Here is a 19041-nt window from a genome sequence, read left to right as displayed (position 1 = left end):
ATCATTCGGAAACATGCTGAAATCGGGGCGCTCGCCCGCATGCTGCGGCAATCGCCTTCGCTCTGATGCCACCGGATCCTGCGGCATCGACCGCCCGCAGCGAAACGCGCCGCCGCCTCACACCGCCCGCTGCTCGGTGCGCGTGATGGAGAGCGCGTAGACGTCGGGGTCGTTCGCGAGCAGGTTCGCGAGCAGCACGTCGGGACGCAGGCTTCCCGTCGGCTTCGCCTCGAGCGAAAAGACGAGGATGTTCTTGTTCTGCTCGATTTCCCCTTTGAGGAATTCGCGGGGATCGAGTATTTTTTCCTTCTTCTTGCGCACGACCGTAATGCTCTGCGGCACCTCGAGGCGCTCGGGCGTGCCGGAAAGCACCACGCGGTACGTGCTCACCGGATACGCCACCGAAGCGGCAAGGTCGCGCGATCCGATGTACTCGCACGAGGTAACCATGAGATCGGGCACGCTTGCCTCCACGAGCGCATCGGATACCTTCTCGGGGGCGATATAGCGGGTCATCTGCAAATCGAAGCACTCCCTCGCTCCGCCGACCCCCACGGGCAATGCGGCGCCGAAGGCGATTTTCATATGGGGCGAAAACCCCTGCGAGATGGCGTACGGCAAGCCGGCGCGGCGTACGGCGCGCTCGAGCGCGCGGGCGACTTCCAAATGGGACAGCATCGCGCACCTGCCGCTCTTGCGAAAGTACACGCGCAAACGGAAGTTCGACGGATCAGGCATGGCGCACCTCCCTCGTCACGATATCGGTATCGAGCACGGGGCAGGCCCCGCATGCCGTGCACGAGGTGAACGAGCAATCGGGCGTTGTCTCCCCCGCGTCGGCGCGCTTACGCTCGAGGCGCATGAACGCATTGCTCACCCCTGTCGAAATGTGGTTCCACGGCATAACGTAGGACAGATCGTAGGAGCGCTGGGCCACGGATACGGGATCGAACCCGAGTTCCTCGGATGCTGCGTCCCACGCCGCCTGATCGAAGCTCTCCGACCACGCGTCGAAGCGCGCGCCGTGCTCCCATGCGCGCTCGACCCAATCGGCGCACTCGCGACCGCCCCTGCTCATAACCGCCTCGATGAAACTCGTCGAGGGATCGTGCCAGTGCACGTCGACCGCACGGTACTTCACCGACGAGCGCAGAAGATTCACCCTGCGCATGGCCTCTTCAGGCGGAATCTGACCGTCCCACTGAAACGGCGTCTGCGCCTTGGGAACGAACAGCGCGCACGAGACGCTCATGCGCACGTGTCCGCGCTGTTCGGGGGGGACCGCCGCCTTCGCGCGATCGTAGGCCCTCTGCGCGAGGCTCGCGATGCCCTTGATGTCGTCGTCGGTCTCGGTGGGAAGTCCGATCATGAAGTACAGCTTGCAGCGCCGCCATCCGGCTTCGAAGGCCGCATCGATGGCGCTGAACAGATCGTCCTCGGTAACGTTCTTGTTGATGACGTCGCGCAGGCGCTGCGTGCCCGCCTCGGGGGCGAACGTAAGGCCGCCCTTCTTCTGGCCCGCCACAAGGCCCGCCATATCGACGCCGAACGAATCGAGGCGCTGCGACGGTATGGATATCCTAATGCCCTTGCCCTCGCATGCGCGGTTGAGACGCGTGAGGATATCGGCTATCTGCGAATGGTCGGTCGACGAAAGCGAAGTCAGGCTCACTTCGTCGTAACCCGTCTCCTCAAGGCCCTTGATCACCGATTCGACGATGTTGTCGGCCGAACGCTCGCGCACAGGCCGATACATCATGCCCGCTTGGCAGAAGCGGCAGCCGCGCGTGCAGCCGCGCAGTATCTCGACGTTGAGGCGGTCGTGCACCGCTTCGGTGAACGGCACGATGCAAGGCTCCCATGCGGGGCTGTCGGCAAAGCCGTCGAACAGGCGCTTGGTGAATTCGGTCGGAAGGTCCTCGTGCTTCGGGCGAATCCACGAACCCGCATCCTGAGCCTCCGCCTCGCCCGCCCAATCGTAGAGCGAGGGAACGTAGCATCCGGGCAGCTTCGCCAGCTCGCGCAGCATCTCGGTGCGCGACGCGCCGCGCTCTTTGAGCGAGCGATGCAGCGCGAGCATCTCGGGCACCGATTCCTCCCCTTCCCCGATCGAGAAGGCGTCGAAAAACGGAGCGTACGGTTCGGGATTGAACGCGCAAGGGCCACCTGCGAACACGAGCGGATCCGATTCGCCGCGATCGACGGAGCGAAGCGGAATGCCTGCAAGGTCGAGCGTTTCGAGCACGTTGGTCGCCGCAAGCTCGTGCGGCAGCGTGATGCCCACGACATCGAATTCGATAAGCGGCGCGCAGCTTTCAAGCGAGAACAGGGGCAGCCCCTTCTCGCGCATCAGGTCGCAGAACTCGGGGGCGGGCAGAAAGGCGCGCTCGGCAGCCATGCCCGCCTGCTCGTTCACGACGTTGCAGAGGATGCGGATGGCCTGGTTCGCCTGTCCGAGCTCGTAGGTATCGGGGTAGACCATGCAGAACCGATACGGCTCGTGGGGCTTGTACGTACAGCCCCATTCGTGGTTAATGTAACGCGCCGGACGCTCGGCATCGCCGAGCAGCGCCGTAAGGCGCCCCCACAGATCGGTCATGCCCGAGAGCCCCTTCCGAAGCGGTTCGCCACCGTATCGCTCAGGCGATGGGCGACGTTCGTCGCCGCCTTCGCAGCAGGCCCCGGAACCACTCCCGCGGAAGCGACGGCGTCGACCGCCGAAGAGGCCATCGAAGACGCCACGGGGACGACGTTGCCCGCCGCATTGCTTGTAGCACGCCCGACCTTTGCCGCAGCAGCCTTTGCCGCAGCGGCAACGCTCGGCTGCTTGCGGGCGGAGTCCGCCGCCATAACGGCCTTGTCGCGCGCACGGCCGACCACTTCGGCAAGGTGGTCGATTTTGCCGTCGCCCTCGAAGTACTCGACGGCGGCGCGGCCCATGGCAAGCGTTCCGGTATAGCCGATCGCAGCCTTGATGGCCCATCCGAACGCAGGTACGAACGCAACGAGCTGCCGCGCGACGGCGCGGCAGGCGAACGCGCCGCCCACCACCGCTGCGAGTTCCTTCACGCGCTCGACGGCCATGGGCTGGCCGTAGGCCGCAGCGATCTGGAGCAGCATCTTCGCCTGGTTGAGCGTCATAATGGGCATGTCGGCGCCCGGCAGTATCACCACAAGTCCGATCCCCGCGTTCTGCACAGCCGTGGCGTTGACGGCCTCGAGCGAGAGCGGCTTGCGCACGAACCGAAACGCGAGCGCGAACGCAAGGCGCTTGTCGCGGCACGCCTCGATCACCCACTCGCCCATCCGCTTGTTGAGCGAAAGGGCCCCGTCCACCGTGAGCGGGTAGGGTTCGTGCACCCCGTTCGCCTCTTCGGGAAGGGCGAGCACGTCGTCGATAGCGGGTGCAACGAGATCGTCGTGCAGAACAGGGTGCCCGCTCGCTTCGGCGATTTCCGCAACGAGCTCGGGAAGCGTCGTCACGATCATGACGGGGACGCCCGCCGCACGGATATCGGCGGCGTAGCGCCCAACGTGCTCGTCGAGCCCTGCCACGATGACCGCCATATCGGCTTCGGGTGCGGCGACCACGGGAAAGCTCGGGAAGTAGACCATGCTGACGCGTGCGTGGACGCTCGCGCTCGCGAACGCCTGGCGGACATGCGCCTGCACATCGCCCGGAGCGGTCTCGTCCATGTATATGCTCACCGAAATCGGGGTTTCGCGCGCCTCGTCGATATTGGTAGCCTCGTCGATAACGGCCTTGATGTCCACGGGAATCTGCATGATTCGCTTTCTCCTGTCTAGCGGCCGTTATGGGCCCATACGGACCCGATGAGCCCGAGGAGCATGAAGTTCATGACCATGCCCGTCGACCCGTAGCTCACAAACGGCAGGGGTATGCCTGTGATCGGCATGAGCCCGAGCGTCATGCCGATGTTTTCAAGAATCTGGAACAACCACATGCCGACGGTGCACATGACGATAATCGTACCGAACAGGTCAGAGGAGGCGCCGGCAATTCGGAAGCATATCAAAACGAGCGCGGCGTAGAGCGCAAGCAGCGCCATTACACCGAAAAACCCGAGTTGTTCTGCCAAGACGCAGAAGATGAAATCGGTCGGCGCCTCGGGCAGGAAGCCGAGCGTCGCCTGCGTGGCGTTGAACAGCCCCTTGCCGAACAGCCCCCCCGATCCGATGGCGACCTGCGCCTGCTTGAGGTTCCATCCCTCGTCGGAAAGGTTCACGCTATCGTGTTCGAGAAACACGAGCAAGCGGTTTCTCTGGTACTGCTTGAGCAGCTTGTACTCGCCCGTCGCATCGTAGAGCACCTGGTCGATGGCGAACACGGCGGCGATGGCGGCGATGCCCGCGACAAGCGTGATCAGGAGGAACTTCGGCCGCGCTCCGCCGACCACGAGCGCAACCGCTGTGATGAACAGGTACACGAGGCCGGTTCCCAAGTCGGGCTGCGTCATGATGCAGAGAAACGGCACGAGCATGATGCCGAGCGCCTTGAGGTACTCGCGCACGTCGTCGAGCCTTCCGCCGTAGCGCGAGACGACGCTTGCAGCCAGCAGGATGACGGTGATCTTGGCAAACTCGCCGGGCTGCACCTGTATGCCGACCTTGATCCACGATTGGGCACCCATGCCCGCATCGGTGCCGAGACCCGGAATATGGGGCGATAAAATGAGTGCGACGCTGACGACGAGAAGAACCGTCGTGAAATCGGAGAGGTTGCGGTAGTCGAAGCGTCCGATGACGATCATGACCACAGCACCGATGGCAACGCAGGCGAGCTGGCGCGAGAAGCTGTAATCCGCATCGTTGTACACCGCCGTGTAGACGATGACGAGGCCGTAGGAGACAAGCAGCGCGAGAACGATGAGGAACGGCAGGTTGAAGTACTTGAACCGGCGGGGTTTCGTGGCATCGACGACGGCTCTGTCGGGCGCTTTGACCGATTGTATTTGCGGCAGCTGAGGCATCGGCGCTCCTAGTCCGTTCTTCCCGAGCCGTCGCTCTTGAGCGGCAGCGGTATGTACTTGCCCGAGGACGCGGCGACGACGCCCACGGTAGGATCGAGCTCGCCGGCATCGGCTGCAAGAACGGCCGCCATGATCTCGACGCCGAGCGGTGCGGCGACTTCGCTGCCGCCTCCGCCGTGGTTCACCTGGCAGGCGACCACGTACTTCGGATCGTCGAAGGGGGCGTAGCATACGAACCAGGCCGATTCGTTCTTGCCGTCAGAGTACTCCGCAGTACCCGTTTTGGCCGCCGCATCGATGCCGTGCTCGCCGAAGAGCTTCGCTATGCTCTCGTTCTCGGTCGCGACGCCATGGAGCGCATCGCGCATGATCTCGAGGTTCTCGGGCGGCACGTCGGGCACACCCGTGACCTCGGGCTCGAACGAAACCACCACTTCGCCCGAAGAGTTGCGGGCTTCCTTGAACAGATGGGGCCGCATGAGGTTGCCGGTCGCGATCGCGCCGTAGGCGACTGCCATCTGCAGCGGCGTGACGAGCACGTCGCCCTGGCCGATGACCATGTTGGTAAGATCGCCGCCCATCCACTGCTGCGCTTCGGGGTAATCCGCAAAGTGCTCGGCTTTCCATTGGGGCGTCGGAACGCGCCCCGCCGCTTCGGAGGGGATGTCGATGCCCGTCGTCTTTCCGAACCCGTACTTTTCCACGTACTCCTGCATGGCGGTGTCGCTGATCGTGCCGCCCTGCGAGGCGCCCGCCTGAAAGAAGTTCTTGCCTATCTCGTAGAACACCGTGTCGCACGACTGCACGATGCCCTCCCTGAAGCTGATGGGCCCATGCCCGGTTCGCAGCCAGCACTTCTGGGGGGCGCCCGTGTTGAAGCCGTCCCACGAACCCGTGCAGTCCCAGCTTCTGCCCGTATCGGCGAACCCGTACGCGAGGCCGGCAAGGCCCGTGAACGCCTTGAACGTCGAAGCCGCCGCATAGTTTCCCGCAATCACGCGGTTGAGCAGGGGCTGGAATTCCGAATCCTTAGTGTACAGGCTCCACATATCATCGCCGATGCCGCCGACGAACACCTCGGGAGAGAAGGTCGGGTAGCTTGCCATCGCGACGATGGAGCCGTCGCGCACGTCCATGACAACGGCCGAAGCCGAATCGCCCTTCCCGGTACCGATCGTCGCGTCGGTGGGTGCCACAAGATCGGCGAGCATCTGGTCGATCTTGTACTGAACGGGCGCCTTGATGGTGAGGTAGATGTCGTTGCCCTTCTCGGGGTCGGTCTCGCTCACCACGCGCTGCACCGTCCCGTCTGCAGCGGCGACCAGCACGCGCTGGCCGTGCGTGCCGGCGAGCAGCCGCTCGTAGCCCGCTTCCACGCCCGATTTGCCCACGACATCGCCCATTTCGAGCTCTGCGCCGTCGATCGGGGTTTCAAGGTCCTTATCGTCGGCGGTGCTCGCGTAGCCGAGCGCGTGGGCAGCGAGCGCGCCCCACGGGTACTCGCGCACCGAGCGCTCCTGCGTCGTCACGCCCGGAAAGGCCGACAGGTGCTCGGATATGAAGGCGATGTTGCGCAGATCGACGTCGCTTGCGACCACGCGCTGGCTCTGCGCGCCGGTCGTCGCATCCTGTATGCGGTACCGCACGACGTTGTGGGGAATGCCGAGCACTGCAGACAGGCGCTGCACGACGGTCCGATCGTCGGCCACCTCCACATCGGCGAGCACCGTGAGCGATTTGCGGTTGCGCACGAGCTCGATGCCGTCGGCGTCGTAGATGTAGCCGCGCGGCGCCGGCGTCGAGACGGTGGTGTACTGGTTCTCGTCGGCTTCCTTGCGGTATGTTTCGCTGTTCGACTGAAGGCTCCACGCCTTCACCGCAAGCGAGCCGAATATGCCGGCCGCGAGCACGCCCATGGCGATGAAGCGCGGCCTGAGCGTTTCGCCCAGATTGGTCGCCGATGTCTGCGGCGCATTGACCCGCGCGTCGGCATGGCCTCGCCCGCGGGAGCGCGCGCCGACGCCGACGGTGTTGATGGCGCGCACGTCCATCCGCTTGCTTGAGGCCTTGGGTGATTTCGTGCGGTTGCGGATTGTGAACACCACGACGAGCGCGATGATGAGCACGACGACGGTGACGATGGTTGCGATGATTGCAGCTAGCATGGATCCCCCGCCCTATCGGCGACGCTTCGACTTCGCCGACGGCCTCAAAAGGGGGCTTGCCGTCGGCGCGGCGGTCGATTTGACGATGGGACTTGCCGCCCTGGCGGCGGTCGATCCGACGATCGGGCCCGCCGCGGGAGCAGAGCCGCCCAGGGGCGATTCGGCAACGGCGAACCGCAGAGCGAGCGGATAGAAGACGAGGGCGGCCGCGCAGTCGTAGAGTGCGCAGGGGATGGCCCGCCGCACCAGCGCGTCGGCCATGCCCGACATACCCGTCAGCCCGACGAGGATCACCGCGTACAGAAGCTCGATGGCGAGCATCGAGGCGACGAGGATCGTCAGCGGCATGAACAGCGTTTCGTTGTTAAGCACCGTAAAGGCGCGCGACGCGGCGAACGCGGCCAGCACGAGGAGGAACGCCATGGCTCCCACGGGACCGTTGCCGAGAAGATCGTAGGCGAGCCCGAGTACGAACGCGAGCACGAGCGTCGAGCTCGTCGGACGCACGATGGCGATCGCAAGCACGTACGCCGCTATGAAGTTCGGCATAGCGGAAAGGATGGCTATGTTCGGCGCGATGACGATCTGGGCGAGAACCGCAATCACGGCGCCGACAAGCACCGCAAGGGTGTCACGATTCATGGCTTGCATCTCCTTCCGGGTCGGTTGAGGACGGATCGGCTCCGCCCGCGTCATCCCCGTCATCCCCGGAATCGCCTGCATCCCCCGAAGCCCCGTCGTTTGAGCCCGCGTTCGAATCGTCCGGCTTCGCTGAACCCGTGTCCGACGCGGCAGAACCCGACGCCGAGGCGTTCGGATCCCTGAACGTGCTCGACGCAGCGCCTTCGGAGGTCATATCCAAAACGACGAGCACTTCCTGCAAAAGCCCCCTATCGCCGTTCGGCGCCACAACGGCGCGCACGGTCGAACCGCTTGCATTCTTTTCGACCTTGGTCACCGTGCCGATGATAAGGCCTTTGAAATAGCTGCCTCCGAGGCCCGACGTGATAACGACGTCGCCCTCTTCCACCGTCGCATCGGCTGCCATATCCTCGAAGTACAGGACGCCCTCGACCGATCCGCGCACGATGCCGTCAACGCGACTCGATCGCGCCGTAGCGGAAACGCCGCTCTGCGCATCTTTGACAAGCCGCACGTCGGCCGTCGCAGGCGTCGTCGACACGATCATGCCGACGAGGCCCGATTGCCCCATGACGGGAAGGCCGCTGCGAAGCCCGTCATCCGACCCCTTGTCGATGGTTATGGTCCGATTCCACGAATCGGGGCTTCTGCCGATGACGCGAGCGCCGAGCGATTCGAACCCGTAGGCTTCTCGCATGTTCGCGAGAACCTGGAGGCGCTCGGATTCCTGCATGTACTCCTCGAGCCGGGAAACGCGTTCACGAAGCTGCTGGTTTTGCGCCTTCAGCCCGCTCAAGGTCGATGGATCCGAATCGCCGCCTTCGCTGCTCTGCTCCTGTTCGCCGGACGACCCCGCCTCGGATCCCGCAGCCCTCTCGCCCAAAACGATCCGGACATCCTGCATCGACCCGATCTCGCCGTTGGGCGCGACGACGGCCCGCACGATCGAGCCGCTCGCATTCTTCTCGACCTTTGTAACCGTGCCGATGATAAGCCCCCGCGAAGAGGAGCCGCCGAGGCCCGACGTGATGATGACGTCGCCCTCCCCGACCTCCGCATCGGAAGCCATATCCTCGAAGTACAAGACGCCTTCGAGGGACCCGCGTACGACGCCTTCGACGCGGCTCGATTGCACCATAGCCGATACGCTGCTCTGCGCATCTTGCACAAGCCGCACCTCGGCCGTCGTAGGCGTCGTCGAGACGATCGTGCCGACGAGGCCCGATTGTCCCATGACGGGAAGTCCGGAAGCCGCGCCGCTGTCCGAGCCCCGATCTACGGTGACGATCCGGTTCCACGAATCGGTGCTCCTCCCCACCACCCGGCCGGCAACCGAATCGAAGCCGTACGCGTCGGTGAGGCCGAGTGCCTCCTGAAGAGCCTGATCCGTCTGCGTATAGGATTCGAGCTGCGAGATGCGGTCGGCGAGCTGCCGGTTCTGCTCGCGCAGGCTTTCCCGCGCCGATTCGGAGGCCGTTGCGTCGGCGATCGCGGTTCCCGCCGAGCCGATGAGCGATCCGCCGAACGATCCGACGAATTTGAACGGCGCCGCAATGCCCGAGACTGCATTCTGGACGGAATGGAGCGGACCCTTGCCGTTTTCGCGGGCATAGACGGCCATGCACGCGAGCGAGAGCACCAAAAGAACAATCAGCAGCACAGGGCCGCCGATTGAAAGAGGTTTCCTTTGCTGGTTGAGGGCCACGAGGCGCTTCTCACCGCCTTATTTCGATCGCATAAGGGTCTGTTTGAGCGCGGTCGGGGTTTCGAGTACCTTGAGGCATCCGGTTACGACGTTGGTAAGCGCAGTCTCGCTGACCCATACGGGAATCTCGAGCTTGTCGGTAAGGTAGCGGTCGAGGCCGGAAAGCAGGCCGCCGCCGCCGGTGAGCAGGATGCCGTTCTGGATGATGTCGGAAGCCAAGTCGGGGTTGGTCTTCTTGAACGTTTCCTTTATGTGCACGACCATCTCGTCGATGGGCGCCTGCAGTGCGGCGCGCACATCCTCCGATTGGATCGTAACTTCTTTGGGTTGCTCGGTGACCACATCCTGGCCCGAGATGATCATATCGCGCTCGCGGCCGTCCTCGAAAGGCAGGATCGATCCGATTTTGATCTTGATGACCTCCGCGGTACGCTCGCCGATCTTGATGCCCAGAAGATCGCGCAGATGAACGGCAATGGCCTCGTCCATACGGTTGCCGGCCAAGCGCAGCGAAGACGACGTGACAATGCCGCCGAGCGAGATAACGGCCACTTCGGTGGTGCCGCCGCCGATGTCGACGACCATCGAGCCTGTAGGCTCGGTAACCGGAAGGTCGGCGCCCATCGCAGCCGCCATGGGCTCTTCGATGAGGTACGCCTGACGGGCGCCGGCCTGGATGGCCGCCTCGAACACGGCGCGCTTCTCGACCGAGGTTGCGCCGCAGGGAATGCAGATGACGATACGGGGTTTGGCCTGCCAGGGGTACTTGCGCACCGATGCCTTGCTGATGAACGCCGAGAGCATCGCCTCGGTCACATCGTAATCGGCGATGACGCCGTCACGCAGCGGATGCTCCGCCGAAAACGCGTCGGGCGTATGGTTGATCATGTTCTTCGCCTCGTGGCCGACCGCCAAAACGCGATGCGTGCTCTTCTCGATAGCGACAACCGAGGGCTCGTTGATAACGATACCCTCGCCCTTGATGGCGACAAGCGTATTGGCAGTCCCGAGGTCGATGGCCATGTCGGACGACATCTGGCCCCCGAATCCCGAAAACATATCGAAAATGGACATAAAGGCTAACCCCTTTATCATCATTAAACATGCGAACCTGCATTTTAGCACAGGGCAAAATGGACTGTGCCAAAATCCACAGGTGGTACATGCTGCGATTGAATCGCGCGAACGCAAACGGGGTCTCTGCCCATCTGGGCAAAGACCCCGCAATTCCAAGACTTCGGGCAGTCGCTCAGTGCACGCTGCACGACAGGCACGGATCGTACGCCCGCACGAGCTTTTCGATCTCGAGCCGAATCGAGTCCTCGGGCCGACCCTCGCCGCTGAGCCTTTCCGCGAGCTGGCGCATATCGGCCTCCAGATTCGCCACGTTCTGAGCGGTCGGCGTCATAATGGACGCATGAACGACCTTTCCCTCACCATCGAGCGTCAGATCGTGGAACAGGGCTCCGCGCGGCGCCTCGGTGAACCCGACCCCGCGGCCCGCCTTCACTTCGAATTCGACGGGTTCGCTCGATCCAGCGACCGCACCCGAGGCGAGCGCCCGGCAGATCCCCGCGCACCGATCGAGCGCGTCGACGAGTTCGACGGCCTGTGCGACGTTGTTCATGAACGGATTCTTCTCGGGCGGCCGCAAGCCCGCTTTCGCAGCGGCCACCTTCGCCTGCGAGCTCAGGTTCGCCCACGAAGCGTTGATGCGCGCAAGCGCTGCGGTCATGTAGGGCGCGCCCGTGTCCTTCACCCGCGCGAGCAGGGCGCCTGAATGGGGTACGGGGTATTCCTCGATATGGTCGTCGACGTCGTTCGCATCGAACTCGATGCCCGCTTTCAAGAAACGCGCGGTATCGGAGCATTCGATCGGGTAGTAATCGTCCATCACCATGGCGAGCATATCGCCCTCGGTGGCGATGTCGGGCACGTCGAAGGAGTCGAACAGATCGACCGTCTTGAGCACGAACGGCACCATGGCGTCCATCTTGTCGGCGAGCTCCAGGTATTCCGAGGCTTCGATCTCGTGGGTGAACCCGCCGACGACCGCCGTGATCGGATGGACGCTGCGGCCGCCGACCTTCGTGCACAGCTCGTTGCCGAGCGCCTTGAGCTCAAGCGCCTGCTCGAGCAGCGCCGGATCGCTTTCGGCCAACGGAAACACGCTCGGCAGGCCCACGAAATCGGGGGCAGCGAACACGAAGAGGTGCGTAGCGTGGTTCTGCAGATAGGATCCGTAGATCAAAAGCTCGCGCAACGCGCGGGTGCGGTCGGTCGGCCGAACGCCGAAAATGCGCTCGATGGCCTTCAGGTCGGTGACCACATGGCTTGCCGAGCAGATGCCGCAGATCCGCGAGGAGATGTAGGACACCTCGGTGTAACTGCGTCCGCGAACCATGCTCTCGAACAGGCGCGCAGGCTCGACGACGTTCATTTCGACCGTCTCGACAACGCCGTCCTTGATGACCACGTGCACGTTGCCGTGGCCCTCGATGCGGGCGATGTGATCGACCTGTATGGAGGTTTTCGTCATGGCTGAAACCTAATCCTTCGCTTATCTGTGAGGGTTCGTCTGGTTGAACATCTCAAGGGCCTTGTCGAACGCCTCGACCGATACGCCGTAGCGCTCGACCGATTCGCGCGCCGATTCCAGGTTGGCATCGGGCGATATGCCGCGGCAGCCGTTGCACGGGCGACCGAGGTTCACGCAGCGCGCGCCGCATCCGGCAAGCGTCACGAGGCCGAGGCACATCGTGCCTTCGCCGTAGAAGCAGCCCGTCTCATTGCGCTTGCAATCGCCGCACATCGTGCGCGTTGACTGCGTGGCGTTCGAGCCGTACAGCGCTCGGGTGAGCGTTTCGATGAACTCGAACGGATCGATCGGGCAGCACGGCACGCGGTACTCCACGTCGATGACGCTCGGCACCGAGCGCGGCGCGATCATGGAGCCGCATGCCTCGGGAACGCTCGCGTACACCTCGGTCGGGCGTGACCGGTAGTCGGCTGCCGCCATGCCGGGAATGCCCGCCGTATTGGCGCACGCGCCGATCGCGACGACCGCTTTGGCTTTGGACCGAAGCTCGCGCACGAGCGCCTCGGATTCCTCGGTCGTCACGGCGCCCTCTATGATGGCGACATCGAAATCGTCGGGCATCGGCTCGCTCGACGCGAGCTGCCAGTAGGTGAGGTCGATCTGCCCGAGCACCTCGAGCAGATGCGATTCGACGTTGGTTATCTGCAGTTGGCAGCCGAAGCAGCTGGCCAGACCCACGATCACCACACGGGGCGGCATGGGTTTCTCGTCGCATGCTATACAGTTCGCGCACATATCACATCGACCCCTGGATATTCTTGGCTTCCCAATAGTTGAACACCGGTCCGTCGATGCAGACGTACTGGTGCCCGATCTGGCAGTGGCCGCACTTGCCCATGCCGCACTTCATATGGCGCTCGAAGCTCACGTAGATGTGATCGTAGCTGATGCCCTTCTTGCGCATCTCGTCGATGACGAAGCGGTACATGACGGGCGGCCCGCAGATGGCTCCGAACGTGTTGGTGGCGTCGAGCTCGAGGTGCTCGAACGGCTTGGTTACGAGGCCCACTTCCCCATCCCACGTGTCGTCGGGCACGTCGACGGTCAGGTACAGGTCGAAATCCTTGCGGTGGCGCCACATCTCGAACTGGTTGCGGAACATCACCTCGCTGGGATTCTTCGCGCCGTAGATGATCGTGACCTTGCCGAACTCGCTGCGCTCGTCGTGGATGTTGTTGATGAGCGAGCGCAGAGGCGCAATCCCGAGACCCCCCGCAACGCAGAGGATGTCGTGGCCCTTCATCTCTTCGAAGGGAAAGCCGCGGCCGAACGGTCCGCGCAGCCCCACGATATCGCCGCACTGCATCTTGTGGAGCACCTCGGTGAATTCGCCGGTGCGACGCACGCACAGCTCGATGAACCCCTGCTTGGAGGGCGATCCCGAAATGGAGATGGGGCTCTCGCCCACGCCGAAGATGCTCACCTCGACGAACTGGCCGGGCTCGTGGCGAAACGCCTCGCGGACCCGCTCGTCGATCAGGCGGAACTCGAAGAGCTTCTCGGTGGGCGTGATCTCGATGATCGACGTGATGCGCGCAGGCCAGGGCCTGTACGGGTTTGCCGCCATCATCTCATCGCCCGTCATGGGCCGCGTGTAATCGGCTACGGGCGACACGTGCACGGTGTTCGCCGCACAGCTATTCGCCATCTTCGGCCCCCTTCCTCTCGAAGAATTTCAGTACTTCGATGGGGTTGATGTTCGCCTTGCATGCCTTCACGCACCGGCCGCATCCCACGCAGAGCATGCGGTCGTGGTTGGCAAGAAACCCGTTGAGCTTGTGGTACATACGGTGCCGCACGCGGTTGCGTCCGTTCTCGCGGAAGTTGTGCCCACCCGCTACCAGCGCGAATTGGGGAGCCGTGCAGGCGTCCCAGGTGCGTTCCCGCTTTCCGGTCTTGCCGTTCGCGTCGAGCGTGTCGCGAATGTCGAAGCAGAAGCACGTGGGGCACACCGCCGAGCACGCCGTACATGCCAAACACCTGCCACCGAGCTCCTCCCAGTAGGGATCCTTGTGGAACGCATCCATGAGCATGGCGACTTCCTGGATGTCGGGCACCTCGCGATTGAAGCTCTCCTGACGCTTGCGGGTGGCGTGGCGAAACTCGATACGGTCTTCATCGGTGGCGACACGCGGGTCGCATGCGGCCTCGAGGATGTTAGCGGCCTCGACGCTCGAAATGCTCACCAGATATTTTCCGCCGATATCCTGTAAAAACAGATCGTAGCCGAACCGCGCTTCGTCGCTTCCCCACAGATCGCAGAAGCAATGCTCGCTGGGCATGCAGGATATCCCCACGATGAGCGTCGCCTCGCGACGCGCCGTATAGTAGGGATCGGGGTATTTCCCGTCTTTGAACACGAGGTCGAGTCGGTTGATCGCATTGATATCGCACGCATGTGCGCCGAAGATGACCCGCGGCGTGATCTCCACTGCGAAATCGGTCACTTCGTTCACCGTCGCGTCGAATTCGAATAGCGTCTCCTTCGGGGGAAGGAAGTACTTTTTAGGCGACACGATCGTCGTATCGTAGTCGAGTGCTATTTCGTCGGGGCTTTCGATCGCATCAAACACGTAGCCCCGGCCTTGCTTGACCGGAGCTACGACTTCATACGAATCCATGAAAGCCCGAACGAGTGAGGGAAGCTCTGTCGCGTCGATAACACGATATAGCATGCACCTGCTCCTCTTCTTTCAAAACCCGTTTATGGATAAACGGTCCCGTCTGGCAGGTCCGATTGGCTTTACGCGAAGAATATGCCCATCTCGCGCTCGGCCGACTCAGGGGAGTCGGAACCATGAATGACATTCTCGTCCATAATGAGGCCGAAATCACCGCGAATCGTGCCGGGGGCAGCATCGGCGGGATTAGTGGCGCCCATGAGCGTGCGGCACTTCGCAACCGCGCCGTCGCCCGAGATGATCATCTTGACGACGGGACCCGAGGTGATGTACTCGATGAGCCCGTTGTAGAACGGCTTGCCCTCGTGCTCGGCGTAGTTGGCTGCCGCCTGCTCGGGGGTCACCATGCCAAGCTCCATGCGCTCGACGCTAAGGCCCGCACGCTCGAAGCGGTTGACGATCTCGCCGATGTGCTTGTTCTTCACGCCGTCGGGCTTGATCATGATGTAGGTCTTCTGTACTGCCATGTTCTTCCTTTCGAATGGTACCTGGTTTGCGCATACGGCCTGCGCAGGGCATGCCGCACAGCTATGCGATCAGGGCAAGAAGAGTCGGGCTGCGCAGGGCAATCCGGCTCGTCACCTGCTATGACTGGTTTTGGGAGGCAAAATACAGCTCGACGCTGGAAACCTTCCAGCCGATGACGTCGCGCACGAGCGACACCTCGTACTGAACCTCTCCCCCGTCGGCCGTCTTGGCCGTAACGTAAGCCGTCGATTCGCTCATCGACTTGTTCATGCCGTCGATCGTCGCACTGGGATCTGCGGTAACCTGCGCGAGCATCGATTGGACCTTGTCCTCGGACACGTCCTTCGCAAATACCGACGAGGACGCAGCCTCGGGATCGGCGAACAGCTCCGCGACCACCGTTTCCTGACTCGGATACCCATAGCCCTGGGTGAAAAGGAACACGCCGGCAGCGAGGGCGATCAGGATCAGCGCGATGAACACCACGAGGATCTTGAGGCCGACGTTGCGGCGTTTGCGATCCTGCTTCGCAAGGCCCTTCGACCACTGCTCGAGCTCTTCGTCGCTCGCGTTAAAGAAACGGTCGTCGGGAGCGTAGCCGGGCATCGCTTCGGCACCGTAGGGCTCGTTGTAGTAGTACGCATCCTGCGGATTGCCGTACGCGTACGGGTCGTCCGCCGGATAGGCCGGGGTTCCGTCGGCGGGGACGTCGAGACCCGACATGTCGGCGCCGATCGGCGACATGATGGCGGTCATCTCGGAGGTGCCACTCGCAACGGATCCGACCGCGCGCTGGTAGTCGACGTTTGCCGAATCGCTGAGGAAGTACGTCTTGTCGGCCAAGGCCGATTCGAATGCGGTAACCGCTTTCTGCATCTGCCCGCAGGCGACGTATGCCTGGCCGAGGTTTGCGAACAGCTTGTTCTTCGTCGCCGCCGGCATATCGAACTGCAAAGCGCTCTCGTAGGACGTCACCGCATCGGCAGGACGATCGAGAGCCATGAAGCAGATGCCGAGGTTCAGAAGCGCCTTGGTCGGATCGGGGTTGCCTTCGTCAAGCGCCGCCTGGCGAAACGCTACGCCTGCCTCCGCCGATTTCCCGAGCTTCAGAAGCGCGCTGCCCATCGCGGAATACGCCTTGTGAGGGGTGTCGTACTTCGCATCGGAGACCGAAATCTCGAAGTGCCTGACGGCATCCTCGTAATCATGGAGAGCCGCATACGCCATGCCCAGGTTATAGTTGACCGCGCCGACCGCGTCGTACGTCGAATCGGCAGTCGCCTGGGTGTAGGCGTGGATCGCCTCGTTGTAGTCATCCAGCTTGACAAGGCAGTTGCCGATCTGGTGGTACAGAAGGCCCATCTCCCCCGGAGCCAGCGGGTGGCTGACATCCTGCAAACACTGCGTATACGCACCGAGCGCCGCTTCGTAGTTCCTCGAAGCGTACGCAGCGCGAGCCTGCTGGAAAATCTCGTTGTTCATCTGCTTCCTTTGAGTGTCGTTTGTTCGAGCCGCCGAGCAAGCCCGCCTTTAGGCGTTGGCGTTCTCGATCTCGATGCCCTCGATCACATCGCCAACGCGCAGCTGCCCGATGACGTCTTTGCCCTCGATGGTCTGCCCGAACACGGTATAGCCCGAATCGAGCGAGTGTTGGGGCCCGAGGCACAGGTAGAACTGCGAACCTGCGGAATTCGGGTCCTGGGACCGCGCCATGGCAAGCGCACCGTCCTCATGGACGTTGTTGGGGTTGGTGGAGAATTCCTCTTTGATCGAGTAGCCGGGGTTGCCGGTGCCCAATCCCGCAAAGGGATTTCCCTCAGCGGCCTTCACCTGTTCGGGATCGAGTTCGCGCGTCTTGGGGCAGCCGCCCTGGATGACGAAACCGGGAACGTAGCGGTGAAACTTCAGGTTGTCGTAAAAACCCTTCTGCGCAAGCTCGACGAAATTGCCCACGTGGATCGGGGCGTCCTTGCCGGCAAGCTGAACGCGGATATCGCCCTTGGACGTCTTGATAACGGCGATCTCATCGCCTGAGGGCTGGTACTCGGGAGTATATAACGCCATGGTATGGCTCCTTCTCGCATCGCTTCGGCCCCAAACCGGGCGCATACCGTCATTGCAAGACGGAAGCCCGATGGTGGAACCACGGATTTCAACATACACGAAAGGAGATTTTAGCAGGTAAGTGCAGGCGCTGTCCAAAAACCTTTTATCTCGACTTCAAAACCACACCCACGGGAAACGAGAACGGGTACGCCAACCGATGCTACGACCAGAAAAAGAGGCCGGAACCAAGCTCCGGCCTCGCGCAATCAAAGTGGTGCCCTTGACAGGATTCGAACCTGCGGCTTTCTGCTCCGGAGGCAGACGCTCTATCCCCTGAGCTACAAGGGCACGGGAGCAGATTATACGCTATTATGTCCCAATCATAAAAACAAGTTTCGAAAGAATTCACAGGATCCCATGGAAGACACTGTTCGCATCGAGCGATTGAGCTACGGAAAGGATGCCATAGGGCATCGGACCGACGGAAAAACCATCTTCGTGCACGGCGGCGTACCGGGAGATACGGTGCGCGTGGCGATCGAAGACGAGAAACCGAGCTTCTGCACGGGCAGCATCGTCGAAATCGTCGAACCCTCCCCAGATCGCACGAAGGCGCCCTGCCCCTATGCCAAGGTATGCGGCGGGTGCCCCTGGCAGAACATCGCGTACGCGGCGCAGCTCGAAGCCAAGCGCGCGAACGTGGTTTCCGCACTCGTCCGCACCGCGCGCTTCGAGAGGAACGCCGCCGAAGAACTCGTATCCGCCTGCCTTCCGAGCAAGCGGGAGATGGGATACCGCAACAAGATCGAACTCGGCACCGCGCGCAACGACGCGGGGCGCTTCTTGCTCGGCTTTCGCAAGGAGGACTCGCACGACCTCGTCGCCGTCGAATCGTGCCCCGTCGCCCACGCCGCCATCGCCAAGGCGCCCAAAGCGCTGCGCGGAGCGCTCGGCTACCTGCAACGATCTCAGGATCTCGGCATCTTCCGCGTCGGCGTCCGCCACAGCATGCGCACCCATGATATGGAGATTGCGCTCTGGACCGAACCGGGGGCTTTCCCCCGCAAAGCGGTTGCCGCCACCCTCGAAAGCGCGCTCAAGGCCACGAGCATCGTGCGCGTCATGGCCGACCCGGGCAAAACCCGCAAGATCAAGGGCGTCGAAGCGCTCAGCGGCAAGGGGTTTTGGGAAGAGGACATGGCGGGAAACCGCTTCAGGACGAGCGCTCCGTCGTTTTTCCAAGTGAACACCGCCCAAGCCGAAAAGCTCATCGATGCCGTTCTCGAGGGCCTCGGCGTTTCGGACGGCGACGTGGTCGCCGATCTGTATGCGGGCGGCGGCACGTTCTCCGTTCCGCTCGCCAAAGCGGGAGCCGATGTGCTCGCCGTGGAATCGGCGTCCTCGTCGGTGCGGGACCTTCGGAGAAACGCCGATGCCAACAGCGTGTACGTCGAGGTCATCGGGGGCGACAGCGCGCGCGAGCTTCCGATGCTCGGCGATCTCGATGCGCTCGTGGTCGATCCGCCCCGCGCGGGGCTCGCCAAGGGGGTTGCGGAAAGCATCGCCGCCGCCGCACCGACGCGCGTCGCCTACGTGAGCTGCGATCCTGCCACCTGGGCGCGCGACGTGGCCCGCTTCCAGGCCGTCGGCTACGAACCCGTGAGCGTCCGCCCCGTAGACCTGTTTCCCCAGACCTATCACACCGAGGTAGTTTGCATCTTCGGGCGCCGGGGATAAGCCGGCG

At 63.0% G+C, this 19041-nt stretch carries 16 protein-coding genes and 1 tRNA gene; 1 reads left to right on the top strand and 16 read right to left on the bottom strand.

Annotated elements, in window-relative coordinates; genetic code table 11:
- Positions 1 to 117 precede the first annotated feature (117 nt).
- The 16 genes from MWL89_RS06820 to MWL89_RS06745 form a co-directional block, all read right to left on the bottom strand.
- Positions 118 to 738, bottom strand: coding sequence for a TIGR03936 family radical SAM-associated protein (locus MWL89_RS06820; protein ID WP_244412302.1), 621 nt, complete (start codon positions 736 to 738; stop codon positions 118 to 120).
- Positions 731 to 2599 carry a TIGR03960 family B12-binding radical SAM protein gene (locus MWL89_RS06815; protein ID WP_244412300.1) on the bottom strand — a complete coding sequence of 623 codons (1869 nt, stop codon included), beginning with the start codon at positions 2597 to 2599 and terminating at the stop codon, positions 731 to 733. The genes MWL89_RS06820 and MWL89_RS06815 overlap by 8 nt, the downstream gene beginning before the upstream one ends.
- Positions 2596 to 3786, bottom strand: coding sequence for a YcjF family protein (locus MWL89_RS06810; RefSeq protein ID WP_244412298.1), 1191 nt, complete (start codon positions 3784 to 3786; stop codon positions 2596 to 2598). The genes MWL89_RS06815 and MWL89_RS06810 overlap by 4 nt, the downstream gene beginning before the upstream one ends.
- A 17-nt stretch (positions 3787 to 3803) precedes the next feature.
- A complete protein-coding gene (locus tag MWL89_RS06805; protein ID WP_102378406.1) occupies positions 3804 to 4991 on the bottom strand; it encodes an FtsW/RodA/SpoVE family cell cycle protein in 1188 nt (395 codons plus the stop codon).
- Between the two features lie 8 nt (positions 4992 to 4999).
- Positions 5000 to 7156, bottom strand: coding sequence for a penicillin-binding protein 2 (gene mrdA / locus MWL89_RS06800; RefSeq protein ID WP_102378407.1), 2157 nt, complete (start codon positions 7154 to 7156; stop codon positions 5000 to 5002).
- A gap of 12 nt (positions 7157 to 7168) precedes the next feature.
- Complete coding sequence (mreD, locus tag MWL89_RS06795) at positions 7169 to 7798, bottom strand: rod shape-determining protein MreD (protein ID WP_244412296.1); 630 nt, start codon at positions 7796 to 7798, stop codon at positions 7169 to 7171.
- Complete coding sequence (mreC, locus tag MWL89_RS06790) at positions 7788 to 9503, bottom strand: rod shape-determining protein MreC (protein WP_146040611.1); 1716 nt, start codon at positions 9501 to 9503, stop codon at positions 7788 to 7790. The genes mreD and mreC overlap by 11 nt, the downstream gene beginning before the upstream one ends.
- An 18-nt stretch (positions 9504 to 9521) precedes the next feature.
- Positions 9522 to 10577: a rod shape-determining protein gene (gene mreB / locus MWL89_RS06785; protein ID WP_102378410.1), complete on the bottom strand. Its 1056-nt coding sequence runs from the start codon at positions 10575 to 10577 to the stop codon at positions 9522 to 9524.
- Between the two features lie 175 nt (positions 10578 to 10752).
- The gene (locus MWL89_RS06780) at positions 10753 to 12042 is read right to left on the bottom strand and encodes a Ni/Fe hydrogenase subunit alpha (RefSeq protein WP_102378411.1); all 1290 of its coding nucleotides are present in this window, start codon (positions 12040 to 12042) and stop codon (positions 10753 to 10755) included.
- Between the two features lie 21 nt (positions 12043 to 12063).
- Entirely contained in the window at positions 12064 to 12801 is a 738-nt protein-coding gene (locus MWL89_RS06775; RefSeq protein ID WP_244412294.1) for an NADH-quinone oxidoreductase subunit B family protein, read from the bottom strand.
- A gap of 37 nt (positions 12802 to 12838) precedes the next feature.
- Positions 12839 to 13750, bottom strand: a complete 912-nt coding sequence (locus MWL89_RS06770; RefSeq protein ID WP_102378413.1) for an FAD/NAD(P)-binding protein — start codon at positions 13748 to 13750, stop codon at positions 12839 to 12841.
- Positions 13740 to 14777 carry a 4Fe-4S dicluster domain-containing protein gene (locus tag MWL89_RS06765; protein WP_102378414.1) on the bottom strand — a complete coding sequence of 346 codons (1038 nt, stop codon included), beginning with the start codon at positions 14775 to 14777 and terminating at the stop codon, positions 13740 to 13742. The genes MWL89_RS06770 and MWL89_RS06765 overlap by 11 nt, the downstream gene beginning before the upstream one ends.
- Before the next feature lie 68 nt (positions 14778 to 14845).
- The gene (gene ndk, locus MWL89_RS06760; protein WP_102378415.1) at positions 14846 to 15250 is read right to left on the bottom strand and encodes a nucleoside-diphosphate kinase; all 405 of its coding nucleotides are present in this window, start codon (positions 15248 to 15250) and stop codon (positions 14846 to 14848) included.
- A gap of 118 nt (positions 15251 to 15368) precedes the next feature.
- Positions 15369 to 16733, bottom strand: a complete 1365-nt coding sequence (locus MWL89_RS06755) for a tetratricopeptide repeat protein (protein WP_102378416.1) — start codon at positions 16731 to 16733, stop codon at positions 15369 to 15371.
- A gap of 48 nt (positions 16734 to 16781) precedes the next feature.
- On the bottom strand, positions 16782 to 17315 hold the full coding sequence (locus MWL89_RS06750; RefSeq protein WP_102378417.1) for a peptidylprolyl isomerase: 534 nt from the start codon (positions 17313 to 17315) through the stop codon (positions 16782 to 16784).
- Positions 17316 to 17569: 254 nt separating this feature from the next.
- Positions 17570 to 17645 (bottom strand) — tRNA-Arg (locus tag MWL89_RS06745).
- Positions 17646 to 17714: 69 nt separating this feature from the next.
- Between MWL89_RS06745 and rlmD the strand changes: the two genes are divergently transcribed.
- A complete protein-coding gene (rlmD, locus tag MWL89_RS06740) occupies positions 17715 to 19034 on the top strand; it encodes a 23S rRNA (uracil(1939)-C(5))-methyltransferase RlmD (protein WP_244412292.1) in 1320 nt (439 codons plus the stop codon).
- The last annotated feature ends 7 nt before the right edge of the window (positions 19035 to 19041 follow it).

Source organism: Raoultibacter timonensis (assembly GCF_022845715.1).
Classification (GTDB): domain Bacteria; phylum Actinomycetota; class Coriobacteriia; order Coriobacteriales; family Eggerthellaceae; genus Raoultibacter; species Raoultibacter timonensis.
This window is presented reverse-complemented; position numbering and strand designations above follow the sequence as displayed.

Excerpts from the sequence above, each read along its gene's own strand:
- MWL89_RS06820 (WP_244412302.1), bottom strand. The coding sequence starts at position 738 with ATGCCTGATCCGTCGAACTTCCGTTTGCGCGTGTACTTTCGCAAGAGC.
- MWL89_RS06815 (WP_244412300.1), bottom strand. The coding sequence starts at position 2,599 with ATGACCGATCTGTGGGGGCGCCTTACGGCGCTGCTCGGCGATGCCGAG.
- MWL89_RS06810 (WP_244412298.1), bottom strand. The coding sequence starts at position 3,786 with ATGCAGATTCCCGTGGACATCAAGGCCGTTATCGACGAGGCTACCAAT.
- MWL89_RS06805 (WP_102378406.1), bottom strand. The coding sequence starts at position 4,991 with ATGCCTCAGCTGCCGCAAATACAATCGGTCAAAGCGCCCGACAGAGCC.
- mrdA (WP_102378407.1), bottom strand. The coding sequence starts at position 7,156 with ATGCTAGCTGCAATCATCGCAACCATCGTCACCGTCGTCGTGCTCATC.
- mreD (WP_244412296.1), bottom strand. The coding sequence starts at position 7,798 with ATGAATCGTGACACCCTTGCGGTGCTTGTCGGCGCCGTGATTGCGGTT.
- mreB (WP_102378410.1), bottom strand. The coding sequence starts at position 10,577 with ATGTCCATTTTCGATATGTTTTCGGGATTCGGGGGCCAGATGTCGTCC.
- MWL89_RS06780 (WP_102378411.1), bottom strand. The coding sequence starts at position 12,042 with ATGACGAAAACCTCCATACAGGTCGATCACATCGCCCGCATCGAGGGC.
- MWL89_RS06775 (WP_244412294.1), bottom strand. The coding sequence starts at position 12,801 with ATGCCGCCCCGTGTGGTGATCGTGGGTCTGGCCAGCTGCTTCGGCTGC.
- MWL89_RS06770 (WP_102378413.1), bottom strand. The coding sequence starts at position 13,750 with ATGGCGAATAGCTGTGCGGCGAACACCGTGCACGTGTCGCCCGTAGCC.
- MWL89_RS06765 (WP_102378414.1), bottom strand. The coding sequence starts at position 14,777 with ATGCTATATCGTGTTATCGACGCGACAGAGCTTCCCTCACTCGTTCGG.
- ndk (WP_102378415.1), bottom strand. The coding sequence starts at position 15,250 with ATGGCAGTACAGAAGACCTACATCATGATCAAGCCCGACGGCGTGAAG.
- MWL89_RS06755 (WP_102378416.1), bottom strand. The coding sequence starts at position 16,733 with ATGAACAACGAGATTTTCCAGCAGGCTCGCGCTGCGTACGCTTCGAGG.
- MWL89_RS06750 (WP_102378417.1), bottom strand. The coding sequence starts at position 17,315 with ATGGCGTTATATACTCCCGAGTACCAGCCCTCAGGCGATGAGATCGCC.
- rlmD (WP_244412292.1), top strand. The coding sequence starts at position 17,715 with ATGGAAGACACTGTTCGCATCGAGCGATTGAGCTACGGAAAGGATGCC.